The 13,356-nt window shown below is 70.4% G+C and carries 10 protein-coding genes and 3 pseudogenes; 6 read left to right on the top strand and 7 right to left on the bottom strand.

Annotated features, from left to right (window positions below; translation table 11 throughout):
• Together trpB and trpC are read right to left on the bottom strand one after the other, a co-directional pair.
• Positions 1-1,275, bottom strand: a pseudogene (gene trpB, locus SY89_RS01785) (tryptophan synthase subunit beta); the annotation flags it as partial.
• Complete coding sequence (trpC, locus tag SY89_RS01780) at positions 1,272-2,030, bottom strand: indole-3-glycerol phosphate synthase (RefSeq protein WP_054582918.1); 759 nt, start codon at positions 2,028-2,030, stop codon at positions 1,272-1,274. The pseudogene trpB and the gene trpC, both read right to left, overlap by 4 nt.
• Positions 2,031-2,134: 104 nt before the next feature.
• On the opposite strand from trpC, the gene SY89_RS01775 reads away from it, so the two are divergent.
• Positions 2,135-2,587, top strand: a complete 453-nt coding sequence (locus tag SY89_RS01775) for a methylated-DNA--[protein]-cysteine S-methyltransferase (protein ID WP_054582917.1) — start codon at positions 2,135-2,137, stop codon at positions 2,585-2,587.
• Between the two features lie 135 nt (positions 2,588-2,722).
• Here the strand turns inward: SY89_RS01775 and SY89_RS01770 are convergent, their stop codons facing one another.
• Together SY89_RS01770 and larE are read right to left on the bottom strand one after the other, a co-directional pair.
• Positions 2,723-2,920, bottom strand: a complete 198-nt coding sequence (locus SY89_RS01770) for a hypothetical protein (RefSeq protein ID WP_054582916.1) — start codon at positions 2,918-2,920, stop codon at positions 2,723-2,725.
• A 194-nt stretch (positions 2,921-3,114) separates the two neighbouring features.
• The gene (gene larE, locus SY89_RS01765; protein WP_054582915.1) at positions 3,115-3,981 is read right to left on the bottom strand and encodes an ATP-dependent sacrificial sulfur transferase LarE; all 867 of its coding nucleotides are present in this window, start codon (positions 3,979-3,981) and stop codon (positions 3,115-3,117) included.
• 92 nt (positions 3,982-4,073) lie between these two features.
• Here larE and SY89_RS01760 point away from each other — a divergent pair, with 92 nt between their 5' ends.
• On the top strand, positions 4,074-6,044 hold the full coding sequence (locus tag SY89_RS01760; protein WP_054582914.1) for a MutS-related protein: 1,971 nt from the start codon (positions 4,074-4,076) through the stop codon (positions 6,042-6,044).
• Positions 6,045-6,159: 115 nt separating this feature from the next.
• On the opposite strand, the gene SY89_RS01755 is transcribed toward SY89_RS01760, so the two are convergent.
• Positions 6,160-6,672: a metallophosphoesterase gene (locus SY89_RS01755; RefSeq protein ID WP_054582913.1), complete on the bottom strand. Its 513-nt coding sequence runs from the start codon at positions 6,670-6,672 to the stop codon at positions 6,160-6,162.
• A gap of 132 nt (positions 6,673-6,804) precedes the next feature.
• Here SY89_RS01755 and SY89_RS01750 point away from each other — a divergent pair.
• The 4 genes and pseudogenes from SY89_RS01750 to SY89_RS01735 all read left to right on the top strand — a co-directional run bounded on the left by SY89_RS01750 (position 6,805) and on the right by SY89_RS01735 (position 11,643).
• Positions 6,805-7,754, top strand: a pseudogene (locus SY89_RS01750) (cation diffusion facilitator family transporter).
• A 43-nt stretch (positions 7,755-7,797) separates the two neighbouring features.
• Positions 7,798-8,384, top strand: a pseudogene (locus SY89_RS01745) (DUF7474 family protein).
• Positions 8,385-8,442: 58 nt separating this feature from the next.
• On the top strand, positions 8,443-9,747 hold the full coding sequence (locus SY89_RS01740) for an MFS transporter (RefSeq protein WP_054582912.1): 1,305 nt from the start codon (positions 8,443-8,445) through the stop codon (positions 9,745-9,747).
• A 207-nt stretch (positions 9,748-9,954) separates the two neighbouring features.
• On the top strand, positions 9,955-11,643 hold the full coding sequence (locus SY89_RS01735) for a histidine kinase N-terminal 7TM domain-containing protein (RefSeq protein WP_239685488.1): 1,689 nt from the start codon (positions 9,955-9,957) through the stop codon (positions 11,641-11,643).
• On the opposite strand, the gene SY89_RS01730 is transcribed toward SY89_RS01735, so the two are convergent.
• Both SY89_RS01730 and SY89_RS01725 read right to left on the bottom strand, forming a co-directional pair.
• Positions 11,640-12,281, bottom strand: coding sequence for an HAD family hydrolase (locus SY89_RS01730; RefSeq protein ID WP_054582910.1), 642 nt, complete (start codon positions 12,279-12,281; stop codon positions 11,640-11,642). The genes SY89_RS01735 and SY89_RS01730 overlap by 4 nt on opposite strands.
• Positions 12,282-12,476: 195 nt before the next feature.
• Entirely contained in the window at positions 12,477-13,220 is a 744-nt protein-coding gene (locus SY89_RS01725; protein ID WP_054582909.1) for a DNA polymerase sliding clamp, read from the bottom strand.
• Between the last annotated feature and the right edge of the window lie 136 nt (positions 13,221-13,356).

Genomic DNA, 13,356 nt, shown 5'->3' with positions numbered 1-13,356 from the left:
CCCCGCGAACTCGCTCATGTCCGGCGCGTTCGGAATCTCGCGCTTGTCGGTCTCCTCGATGACGGTTTCGAGGTCCTTGTCGCCCCGGCCGGAGAGGTTGACGACGATGCGGTCGCCGAGGGCGTCGGCGGCCGCCTCGTCGGGGTCGGCGTCAGGGCCGAGCTGCTCCTCCAGGTACGCCAGCGCGTGGGAGCTCTCGAGGGCGGGGATGATCCCTTCCTCTTGAGAGAGCCGGTGGAACGCCTCCAGCGCGGCGTCGTCGTCGACGTTGACCGCCGAGACGCGACCCTCGTCGACGAGGTAGGCGAGTTCGGGGCCGACGCCGGCGTAGTCAAGGCCTGCGGAGACGGAGTGGGACTCGACGATCTGGCCCCACTCGTCCTGCAGCACCTTCGTCCGGGCGCCGTGGAGGACGCCCTGCCCGCCCGTCGAGAGCGAGGCGGAGTTGGGGGCGACACCCTCCTCCTCGTCGACGGCGAGCGAGGAGCCGCCGGCCTCGACGGCTAGCAGGCTCACGTCCGTGTCGTCGACGAACCGAGCGAACGCGCCCATCGTGTTCGAGCCGCCGCCGGCGCAGGCGACGACCGAGTCCGGCAGCGTGCCGAACTGGTCTTTCGACTGCTGCCGGGCTTCCTCGCTGATGACCGACTGGAACTCCCGGACCATCTCCGGGAACGGCGCGGGGCCGACGACGCTGCCGACGACGTAGTGGGTGTCGTCGACGTTGGTCGCCCAGTCCCGCATCGTCTCGCTGATGGCCTCCTTCAGGGTGCCTCGGCCCGCGGTGACGGGGTTGAGCTCGGCGCCGTTGATGCGCATCCGGAACACGTTGGGGCGCTGGCGCTGAATGTCGGTCTCGCCCATGTAGATCTCGCAGGGCATGTCGAGGTGGGCCGCGGCCATCGCCGTCGCGGTGCCGTGCTGGCCCGCGCCGGTTTCGGCGACGATGCGCTCTTTCCCCATGTACTTCGCCAGCAGCACCTGCCCCAGCGCGTTGTTGAGCTTGTGTGCGCCGCCGTGGAGCAGGTCCTCGCGCTTGAGGTAGATCTCGCGACCGTAGCGCGCCGAGAGGTGGTCGGCGTGCTGTAGCGGCGTCGACCGCCCGCCGAACTGGCGCAGTCGCTCCCGGAACTCGTCCATGAAGCCGTCCTCGTTTTCCAGCACGTAGCGCTCGTAGGCGTCCCGCAGCTCCTCGATGGCGGGCATCAGCGCCTCGGGCACGTACTGGCCCCCGTACTCCCCGAACTTCCCGTCGGTAGCTGAATCAGAACTCATGCGTTGACGAACTGTGTCGTGTTCTCACGTGGGTCGCCGTCCATGATAGCGGTGCCGATGAGCAGGCCGTCCGCGCCCGCCTCGCGCATCCGTCGCGCGTCCGCAGTCGTCGAGATGCCGGACTCGGCGAGCAGCGTCGCCGAATCCGGCACGGCGGGCGCGACCGCCTCGAACGTGTCCAGGTCGACTTCCAACTCGGTCAGATCGCGGTTGTTGACGCCGATGATCTCCGCGCCGGCGTCGACTGCTCGCTCGAGTTCGTCCGCGCTGTGGACCTCGACGAGCACCTGCATCCCGCGGTCCCGGGCGGCCTCGAGCATCGCCGCGAGGTCGTCCCCCAGGAAGCGGGCGATCAGCAGCACCACGTCCGCCGCGACCGCGTCCAACTGGGCCTCCTCCAGCAGGAAATCTTTGCGCAGGACCGGCACGTCGACGGCCTCGCGGACGCGCCGGTAGTTCTCGATCGACCCGCCGAAATGCTCGGGTTCGGTCAGTACCGAGAGCGCGGCGGCGCCGCCGGCGACCATCTCCTCGGCCAGCTCGACCGGATCGCGCTCGGTCTCGCCGGCCGTGGTCGGACTCGTCGGCTTCACTTCGGCCACGACGGGCGTCCGGCCGTCGGCCTCGGCGGCCCCAACGGCCGCCGGGAGCGACCGAGCGTCGTCGACGGTGACCCGTGATGCGCCACCGGAGCGCTCCCGTGCGGCGTCGAGGATGGAGCGCACGGCGGGGGCCATCTCCTCTCTGCTGTCCATACTTGTACACTAATGTACGGAACTGTTCAAAAGGCTTGCGAACCCGGCCCCCGCCCCGGGCGCCGCCGCCGGGTTCAAGGCGCCGTACGGCGTCGTTCGTGACGATGGAAGACGCCGGCATCTTCGCGCGGGAGTCGCCCGCACTCGGGCGGCCCGTCCAGATCGCGGTCGCCAGCAGCCAGGTGATCGACGTGTCGTTCCCCGACGAGATCCCGGGTGACGCCGACCCGGACCACCCGATCTTGGACCGCGTGTTCGACTACCTCGACGGCGAGAAAGACGACTTCGCGGACGTGGACGTGGCGATCACCGTCCCGACCGACCAGCGCGCGGTGCTGAATGCGGTCTGCCAGATCCCCTACGGCGAGACCGGAACCACCCGGCAAGTCGCCCACATGGCGAACCTGAACCCGGACGACGAGGGCGACGCCGGCACCGTCAGGACCGCGCTCCGCGCGAATCCCGTACCGATCTTCGTGCCGGACCACCGCGTCGATGACGCGCCCGGTTCGACGCCGCACGACGTGGCGGCGACGCTCCGCAACGTCGAGGGGTAGCCCACTTTTCAAGTACCAGAGCGCGACCAGCGTCCCCGTGATCTGATCCCCGGCGCCGACGGGGAGGCGGGAGAGCGGCAGTCCGTCGGCGAGCAGTCGCGCCGCCTGTCAGCCCCTCTCGAGCGACGGCGTCGATCAGTACAGCCGGAGCACGAAGTAGGTGACGGCGATCAGGAACAGCGCCTGCCCGGCCGTCGCGACCGGCCCGATCCCGAAGTTCACGCCGCCGCCGTAGGCCGCCGCCGCGCCGAGAAAGAGTGCGGTGTTCCCCAGGGCGTTCACTCGCGATCCGGCGTGAACCGCCAGCGAGCGGTAGCTCGCGACGACGGCCACGGCGAGAAAGCCCAGCGACAGCAGCTCATCGACCGTCCCGGTCCCGTACTGGACGCGATACCCCCGAACACGACGAGTGCGACGCCGACGAACCCCGTGAGTACGGTGCCGGCCCGCACGAGTCGATCCCCCATCTTGGCCGAAGAGATGCGGGGTAATCACTTAACGGCGACGGGATTCGCGACGAGCGTGGACTACTCGCCAGTGGGGTAGTCGGCGGCGAGTACGTCCTCGACCGACGACTCCGCTCCCGCTTCGTTCTCGGGGCTCACGCTCCCGGTCTGGTACCCTTCCAGATCGAGCGTGACGTGATCGAACCCGATCTCGGTGAGCCGGTCCCGGGCAGCCGCCGCGAAGTCCGGATCGAGTGCGACGTCGAGCTCGTCTGCGCCCACCTCGATGCGGGCGAGCCCGTCGTGGTCTCGCACGCGGAACTGGGAGAACCCCCACTCCCGGAGCAGCGCCTCCGCCCGCTCGATGCGGGTGAGCTTCTCCTCGGTCACCTTCAGCCCGGTCGGGATCCGCGAGGAGAGACAGGCCATCGAGGGCTTGTCGGCGACCGAGAGGTCGTACCGCTCGGCGGCCTCCCGCACGTCCGCCTTCGTGAGCCCGTGAGCCAGCAGCGGCGAGGTCACGTCGAGTTCGTCGACGGCTTGCAGGCCGGGTCGGTGCCCGCCGTCGGTGTCGTCGGCGTTAGTCCCGTCACAGACGGTTCCGATCCCGAGCTCGTCGGCGGCCTCGTACATCCGGTCGAGTCGCATCGTCCGGCAGTGGTAACACCGATCGCCGTCGTTGGCGACGAACTGTGGGTCATCGAGTTCGGAGAACGTCACGATCTCGTGGCGGATACCGATCTCTTCGGCCACCCGCTTGGCTTCGGACAGCTCCGCCTCCGGCAGCGTCTCGCTTCTGGCGGTGCAGGCGACGGCGTCGTCGCCCAGCGCGTCGTGGGCCAGCGCCGCGACGACGCTCGAGTCGACCCCACCCGAGAAGGCGACGAGCACGCCGTCCCGGTCGGCGAGGTCGTCGCGAGCGGCGGCCAGTTTCGCGTCGAGGGACATGGCGGGAGTTCCGACCCGCCGGGCAAAAGGCCGTCGTCGCGGCCCCTGCCGAACCACACGCTTTTGAGCGATGGCGCGGAACCCCGGCCTGAATGGAGTTCACGGCCATCCCGGGGGTAGGGGAGAAGACGGCCGCCTCGCTGGCCGAACTCGACGACGCCGACGAGGCGCTCCGACGGGGCGACGTGGCGGCGATCGCCCGCTCGCCGGCGATCACCGAGGGCCGCGCCGCGGCGATCGCCCGCGGCGCGATCCGCCGGGAGCACGGCGACGACGGCGGCTTCCTCGCCACCGACCGGGCGCGGGAGATCTACGACGACGCGCTCGGCCTGCTGCAGGACCGTGCCGTCACGACGTACGGCGAGAAGCGACTGGAGACGTTCTTCCCCAGCACCGAACAGTCCCGCATCGAGGAGGTCCGCAGCTTCGCGACGACGGCAATGAAGCGCGATCCCGAGCCGGCAATCCTCGACGCGCTCGACGGCGTCGAACCGCTCGAACCGGCGGAGGGGATCCGGGTCCGGGAGCGCTGTATCGCGACTACCGACGCTGAGCGCTACGCCGAGGCGAAGAACGCGCTCCCCGAACTCCCCGTCGAAGTGATCGACGAGCGCCGCGAACTCGGCGAACTCGGTCGCTCGTACTCCACGGTGTACGTGCTCGACGCCGAGTTCGCGGGTATCGACGTGGAGGGCGACGTGCGCGTAGTGCCCGACGCGCTGGAGCACCCCGAGGAGTTCGTCCCGGAGCGCACGCTCAGCTTCTTCGCTGAGAACCGCGACCGCCTGCTGGCGGCCGCCGCGGTCCACGACGCCGCCGGGACCGAGCCCGACTGCGACATCGACTCGCTGCGTGCGGCGCTCGACCGCGTGGACGAGGACGGCGGCATCGTCGGCGACGAGGAGCTCGAACGGCTCTCGATCGCCGTCGACGATCTCGACGCCGCCGTGAGCACCGCGGAGTCGGTCGGGAACGACCACCTCCGGGACGCCATCGGCGAGCGGGACGTGACCATCGAGGGCACCGACTTCCTCTCGCTGGTGGAGCAGGGCGCCCGCGTCGACTCGCTGCTCTCCCGGGAGTTGGCCGACGACTACGACCAGGCCGTCGCATTAGCTCGCGAGCACGTCGTCGACAGTCTCGACCTCGATGCGGGGGAGGCGGAGTTCGTCGAACGCGTCTTCGGCGGCGAACCCGCCTTCCCGCTGGAGCACAACGAGGAGGCGGTCTCCCGACTACGAACCGAGCTCACGGCCGATCGGGACCGGCGCGCGAACCAGTTGGAGACGGAGCTGGCGGCCGAACTCCGGGAGCTCCGAGCGCCCGTCGAAGCGATGGTCGATGCCGCGCTCGAACTCGACGTGGAGCTGGCGGTGTCGCGGTTCGCCCGCGATTTCGACTGCGTGATGCCGACGCTCGCGGGCGAGGGGTTCGAGATCGAGGGCGGCCGCTCGCCGCTGCTCGACGTGCCGTTCGGCGAAGTCGATCCCGTCGACTACGGCGTTTCGGGCGTGACGCTGCTCTCCGGGGTGAACTCCGGCGGGAAGACGTCGACGCTGGATCTGGTGGGGTTGATCGTCGTGCTCGCACACATGGGCCTGCCCGTGCCCGCCGAGGGCGCGCGGGTCGGCCGCGTCTCGGAACTGCACTACTACGCCAAGTCACAGGGCACGCTCGACGCCGGCGCGTTCGAGAGCACGCTCCGTGAGTTCGGCGACCTCGTCGAGGGCGCCACGGGTCGGCTCGTGCTCGTCGACGAGCTCGAGTCGATCACCGAACCCGGCGCCTCGGCGAAAATCATCGCCGGCATCCTCGAAGCGCTCGACGAACAGGGGGCGAGCGCCGTGTTCGTCTCTCACCTCGCCGACGGCATCCGGGAGGCCGCCGGCTTCGAGGTGGCCGTCGACGGCATCGAGGCGGTCGGGCTGGTCGACGGCGAGCTCCGGGTCGACCGCTCGCCGAAGAAAGACCACCTCGCGCGCTCGACGCCCGAACTCATCGTCGAGAAGCTGGCCGACGAGACCGAGTCCGGCTTCTACCGTGACCTGCTCGAGAAGTTCTGAGCCGGTCGGGACCGGTCGCTAAAACGGCTCTTTGTGTTTACCTAACTACTTTGTCGAGTCCACCCCAACGATCGGGTGTCCCTGCTTCGGCCCTCCACTCGCCCTGTGCAGGGCACTACTCGTTCTCGACGTCGAAACGCTCGAACACGGTGCCATCGACCGTCTCCAATCGCCCCGAGAGACCGTCGTCTGTGGGTTCGAGCACGGCGAAGGACTGTCTCGCACCCCGCGGGTCGGCGTGGCTCCCGGGGTTGAGTAGCGTCACCGCCCCCTCCTGGTCGACGAGCGGTCGGTGGGTGTGGCCCGAGACGACCAGGTCGGCGCCGCGCTCGCGCCCGAACATCGCCAGCCCGGTCGTCCCGCCCCGCCGGCGATGGGTGGCGGCGATCCGGACGCCGGCGTAGCTGAGCGTCGTCGCCGTCGGCAGCCGGTCGGTCACCGCGTCGCTGTCGCGGTTTCCGTGGACGGCCCGGAGGTCGGCGGCCACGTCGTGGAACTCGTCGAGCACCGCGTCGGTGGTGAAGTCGCCGGCGTGGAGCACCAGCTCGGCGTCGGCGACGGCGTCGGCCGCGGCGCCGACGAGGCGTGTGGTCTCGGTCGCGTGCGTGTCCGAAAGCACGACCAGCATGGTGAATCCTCGGCGCCGGGCGGGCAAAAGCGGCCGGGTCGGCGAGGCCGCACACTGGTCGGTCCCTGCCCCGGTGCCGGCGGTGGTCGCCGCTGCGACACCGATAAGGCACTGTCTCGTGAGGGATGGGGCATGGCAAGTGGCAGTACTGGAGTCGTGCTGGCGGCGCTGTTCGCCAACGGCGCCATCGCGGTTTTCAAGTTCGTCGGCTTTCTGCTCACCGGGAGCCCCTCGATGCTCTCGGAGACGTACCACTCGATCTCCGACACGGGCAACCAGGTGTTCCTCCTCATCGGCATCCGCTACTCCGGGAAGGCCACCAGCCGCGACCACCCGTTCGGCTACGGGAAGGCCCAGTTCTTCTACGCCTTCCTCGTCGCCGTCCTCCTCTTCGGGATCGCGGGCTGGGAGAGCCTGAACCACGGGATTCACGCGATCCAGACCGCGGGCCACACCGAGGCCGGAACGTTCACGGTGCCGTTCGTCGGCGCCGAGTACGAGACGTTCTGGCTCAACGTCGTCATCCTGCTCGCCGCGATCGGCTTCGAGTCGTACGCGTTCCGGAAGGCGAACAAGGAGCTCCGACGCCAGATGGCGGAGTTTGGCTGGGACAGCATCCGGGAGGCGTTCGAGGAGACCAGCGACGCGACGACGCTGACGGCGTTCACCGAGGACGCCATCGCGCTGGCGGGCGCGGCGATCGCGCTCGTCGGCGTCGTGCTCACCCGCGTTACCGGCAACGGCATCTACGACGCCGTCACGGCGGCGATCATCGGGCTGTTGCTGATGGGCTTCGCGCTGGCACTGGCGTGGGAGAACAAGCGGTTGCTGCTGGGGAGAGCCTCTCGCGGCCCGTCGAACGCGAACTCCAGACCGCCATCGGCGATCATCCGGACGTCGTGCACGTCGACTCGTTCCGCTCCGTGTTCTTCGGGCCCCAGCGGGCGATGGTCGCCGCCGAGGTGACGTTCGACCCCGACCTCGTGACCGAGGAGATCACCGACCGCATCGGCGAGATCGAGGCGGAGCTCGAAGCCACCGACAGCCGCGTGGCGATGATCTACATCGAGCCGGCGACCTGAGCGTCGACCGCGAGTTCTAAGGGAGCCGACTGGCAAGGGGGCTGTGCCGCGGTTCGACTACCCCTGTCCCGACTGCCACGCCACGAGCAGTCTCCACGACGCCGGCTGTCGGTTCGAGGGACGGAGTGGCAGACCGTCGAGCGCGCTTACGTCGACGTGCTCGCACCGCTTTCGGCTGGCGCGCGGAACGAGGACGACATCCGCGATCTCGTCCCCGAGTGGGACGCGCTCCACCAGGCGGCGCTCTCTCACCTCCGGCGCAGCGGCCGCGTCCAGCCCGACACCAACGGCCGCCTCGAACTGCTGACCGCCGAGGCGTACCGCGAGCAGGTTTCGGAGCCGACGACCGACCCGATGCGGACCATCTATCGACAGGGCTCCTACCCCGGCTGCCACGACAACGCGGTGTTCGCGATGATCGCGTGGTACGAGATGGTCGGGCTGACGTGGCCCGAGACCCGCGAGAAGGTGCTGGAGTGGCTCGAGGAGTCGGGCACGTGGGCTCGCGGCGGGTTCGAGGAGACCAGCCCGACGGAGCTGGTCGACAGCAAGCGCCACGTGTACGAGGCCGGCTACGGCTGGAAAGAGAAGGCGCAGGCGGCGAAGCGGGTCATCCAACGCCACGGCTGATCGGCCATTCTCTCCCCGGCCCCCACAGGCTTAGGACCACGCGGGTGCCCGTTCCGGTATGGCCGTCCCGGAGGGATCGACTGCCGAGGTCCGCCGCCCGAAGCGCGCGCTCGCCGTCGTCGTCGGCATCGTGTTCGTCGACCTCCTCGGGTTCGGCGTCGTCATCCCCGTCCTGCCGTTCTACGTCCGGAGCTTCGCGGTCAGCGACGCCGTGATCGGGCTGCTCGCGGCCTCCTACTCGCTGCTGCAGTTCCTCGCGGCGCCGACGCTCGGGCGGCTCTCCGACGAACGCGGGCGTCGACCCGTGATCCTGCTCTCGCTGGCGGGGAGCGTGGCGGCGTGGACGGTGTTCGGCATGGCGGGCGAAGTCGCGGCGGTCGCGGGCACCGCCGCGGGGCTGGGGACGCTGTTCGCCTCGCGGATGCTCGCCGGCGCGATGGGCGGGAACATCGCCGCCGCGAACGCCTACATCGCCGACGTGACGCCGAGAGAGCGCCGCGCGGGCGCGCTCGGCCTGCTGGGCGCGTCGTTCAGTCTGGGCTTCATCTTCGGGCCCGCCCTGGGCGGCATCGCGGCCAGCGACCCAGTCGTCGGCGCCGCCGACGCCGCCCTGCCGGGGTTCGTCCCGACCACGCAGTACTCACTGCCGAGCTTCCTGGCGGCAGGGCTCTCGCTGCTCGCGCTGCTGCTGGCAGTCCGGTACCTCGAGGAGCCGGACCGACGGCGCGGCCTGGGCGAGCGGACGACCCTGTTCGCGACGTTCCGGGACGCGCTGACGGATCGGTCGCTCCGGGGGCTCGTGATCGCCTTTTTCCTCGTCTCCGTGGCGTTCTCCGGCGTGCAGGTGATGTTCATCCCGTTCGCGGCCGACGTGTACGGCTACGACGCGACGCAGGTCGCGCTCTTTCTGAGCTACCTCGGCGTGCTGGGCGCGCTGAACCAGGGGGTACTCGTCGGCCGCCTGAGCCGGGTCGTCCCGCCCGCACGCCTCGCGATCGCCGGCGCCGCCCTGCTCGCGTCGGCGCTGGCGATGCTGCCGTTCTCGCCCGAGCTTGGCCGCCTGCTGCTGCCGTGGGTTGGCGTTGTCAGCCCCGAGCTGGCGTGGCTGCTGGTCGCCGGGGCGGTGCTCTCGCTGGGCAACGGGCTGCTCGGCGTCTCGCTCTCGACGCTGGTCTCGACCGGCGCCAGCGACGACCGGCAGGGCAGCGCCTTCGGCGTCACACAGGGGGCCGGCAGCCTCGGCCGGACGGTCGGCCCGCCGCTGATGGGCGTGCTCTACGTCGCCACGTACTGGTCGCCGTTCGTCGTCGGCGCCCTGGTGGTGCTCCCGGTGCTGGGGCTGTTGGTGTCACGAGCGCGCTAGGGGGCACGTCGCCGCACAACACTGATCCCCGCTCGGGATCACGGGCGTCTCCCTCGGCGACGCACCCTTCCGCCCCGGCTGTTCTGTGGGGTGGACGGCGGCCCAGCACCCACCACGACAGCTTTACGCCACAGGTCTCCGTCGTGACTGACAGATGGCGATCGACCCGCTCCCCCGTGGCCCGCCCTCGGCTCGATCGCCGGCGGAGTGGGGGCGCTCGCGCTCGCGTGGGGGATCCGGGAACACCGGGGCCGGCCCGGCGTCGACTGGTTCCTCGGCGTGTTCGCCGCGCAGGCGACGTGGTGTCTCTCCTACGGGGTCGGCCTGCTCGTCCGGAATCCGTCGGTCCGGGGCGCGCTGGAGGCGACGATGTGGCTCGGGATCATCTGGACCGGGATCGCCTTCCTCGGCTTCGCGCTGGAGTACACCGGTCGGAGCGACGTGATCCGGGGCCGCCTGTTCGCGACGTTCGTCGGCTTCGGGGCCGTCTCGACCGCGCTGGCCGTCACCAACCCGATACACGGGTGGTTCTGGACCGGGTTCGAGATCGACCCCGCGTTCGGCGTCGCGACGGTCTCGTACGCGTTCAGCCCGTGGGCGTACCTCGTCGTCGCCGTGGAGACCGTCCTCGTCGCCAGCGCGGTCTTTCTGCTCGTGGACACCCTGCTCAGCTACGGCCCGCTGTACCGCCGGGAGAGCGCCGCCGTCGCGCTGAGCTCGCTGCCGCCGGGGTTCGCGCTCGTCGCGTGGACGCTGGCGATCGGCCCCGTCCCGCAGCTCCAGCTCGCGCCTCTGATGTTCGTCCCGCATATCGTGCTGGACGCGTACGCGTTCGACCGGGCGGAGATGTTCGACCGGAACCCGACGACCAGCCGCGCCGCCGAGCGGACCGCGATCGACGACCTCGCCGACCCGATCGTCGTGCTCTCGCTCGATCGGCGCGTCGTCCGGCTCAACCCGGCGGCCGAGGCGCTGCTGGGCGTCGACGCCGAGACGGCGCGAGATCGCCCGCTCGACGCGTTCATCGACCTCCCAGTCGTCGCCGGCGAGGGGGCCGACGGCGGCGAGAGCGAAGATGCCCCCACCCGTGAGACGGTCGAGGTCGACAGCCACGACGGGACCGGACGCCGTACGTACTCGGTGTCGACATCGCCGCTGACCGACCCCAGCGGGACCCGCGTGGGCTACACGGTCGTGCTCTCGGACGTGACCGTCCGGGAGCGCCAGCGCCAGCGCGTGGAGGTACTGAACCGCGTACTCAGACACAACCTCCGGAACGACCTCACGGTCGTGATGGGCTACGCCGAGACGCTCGGGCGCCGACTCGACGGGCAGGAGCAGTCCATGGCCGAACAGATCGAGACCACCTCGCGGGGGCTGGTGGGTCTGGGCGAGAACGCTCGGCAGGTGGAGCGGTTCCTCGCGGCCGAGGAGTCGACGTTCGACGCCGCCGACCGCGCGCGCTCGGTGCTCGTGGAGCTCGCGTCGGAGTACACCGACGCGGACGTGACCGTCGACCTGCCGGATTCGCTCACGCTGTTCGGCGTCGACCGAGCGTTCGATGCGGTCGTCGAGAACCTGGTGGACAACGCGCTGGAACACGGCGGCGAGCCGGTAACGGTCTCGCTCGCGGCCGACCGTGCGGGCGGCGTCGCCCGACTCGTGGTCGAGGACGACGGGCCGGGGCTCCCGGCCCACGAGGTCGCGGTCCTCAGGTCGGGCGAGGAAACCGCACTGGAACACGGCAGCGGGATCGGGCTCTGGGCGGTGTACTGGGGCGCGACGATACAGGGAGCGACGATCGACATCGAGACGCCCGACGACGGCGGAACGCGCATCGAGGTAGCGTTCCCGCTGGCGGGAGCGAACGCTGTCGAGACCGGCGACCGCGCTTAGAGCCGGTCCGCCGCCCGCCCGAGCGTGTCGAGCCCGTCGACGGCGACGACGCCCGGTTCGGCGCCCGAATCGACGTGCACCGCCAGGAACCCGGCCGCCCGGGCCGGCCGGGCGTCGTGCTCCATCGAGTCGCCGACGTAGAGGTACTCGTCGGCGGCCAGTCGCTCCCGGGCGGCGTCGAAGATCGCCGGGTCGGGTTTGTGTGCCTCGACCTCGTAGCTCGGGAGGTAGGCGTCGAATCGGTCGAACAGCCCGGCGCTCTCGAGCTTTCGGCGCTGGACCGCGCTGACGCCGTTCGTGAGCACGCCGAGCGCGGTGTCGGCGCCGTCGAGCGCGTCGAGCGCGTCGCGGGCGCCTGCGGCCGGCGTTGCGGCTGCGACTTCGGCGTCGACGTACGCGTCCCGAAGCGTCTCGGGGTCGGCGTCGATCTCGCCGGTGCCGACCGCGGCGGCCATCCCCGCGCGGTAGGGGTCCGGCTCGAAGGCGTCGAACGCCTCGAAGAACGCCTCGCCGTAGGCGGCTTGTGCCTCGGCGGTCGCGTCGGCGCCCGCGGCGTCGCAGGCGCGCTCGAACAGCGCATCGTAGCTGCAGTCGAGGGTGAGGAGGGTTCCGTCGCAGTCGACGTAGACGGCGCGCATGCTTCTCGGGTCGGACAGGTCGCTGAAAAAGGCGGGGGCGGTGTGGGAGCGAGTCGGCCGCCGCGGCGTCGTCTCCGCGGTGACGGCACAGGGCCGTCACAGTTCGCTCGCCGCGGCGTCGTTAGTCGCACGATCACGGCAACAGGCGCCACGTTCCTGCGACGGAGCGCACGAACGGTCACGAGCCGTGATCGGCTAGTCGCTCTGAATGCGCGGCGCCAGCATGAACGTCACGTTGCCCAGCCCCTCCGCGAACTCGTAGTGGAGCTTCACCGGGAACTCCTCGCCGAGTTCGACGCGGACCTCGGCGTCGGAGGCGATGGCCTTGTTCATGTCCTTCAGGTAGTCGAGGCTGAACAGCGAGTCGGCGGGGCCGGCGGTCAGCGCGATCAGGTCCGCGGCTTCGAGGTGGAGGTCCACGTCGTCGGTGTCGCCCTCGGCCTCGATGTGGAACGTCTCCTCGGTCTCGTCGACGCGCAGGCGGATGTGGTCGCTCACCATGTCGGCGGCGGTGATCCCGCGGTTGAGCTGGGCGCCTTCCAGGGTGATCTCCGCCGGCAGGTCCAGATCCGGGATGTCCGGCTCCTTGCGGATCGAGTCGGGGTCGATCAGCGCCAGCGTGTAGGAGAGCCCCTCGACCTCGATGTGGAGCTTGCGGGTCTCCTCGTCGAGTTCCAGGTGGATGAGGTCGTCGGCGTTGGCCATCCCGGCGACCTCCTCGAGCCGCGTGAGGTTGACGCCGATGACGCCGCCGTCGGCCTCGTAGGACTCGAAGGCCGCCGCCTCCAGCGTGAGATCGACCATGCCCACGTTCGCCGGGTCGACCGCGCGGATCGACAGCTCCTCCTCGTTCAGCCGGATCTTGCACTCGTCGACCAGCACGCTCACGGCGTCGAGGGAGTCCCGGAGCGTCGACGCGCTCACGATGGCCTTGAACATGGGCGAGAGTTCCGCCCCACACTCAAAAAGCCTCCCGATTCCGGGTCCCGGACCGGCGGTCGACGACCGTCAACGCGGCCGCTTCGGGGCGCTCCGCGGGACGACTCCGCAAGCGGTATCCGCCGGTGTGCCGACC

The sequence above is a fragment of the Halolamina pelagica genome (assembly GCF_001307315.1).
Classification (GTDB): domain Archaea; phylum Halobacteriota; class Halobacteria; order Halobacteriales; family Haloferacaceae; genus Halolamina; species Halolamina pelagica_B.
Note: the sequence above shows the minus strand (reverse complement) of the source record. Positions and strands in the feature narration are given on the sequence as shown.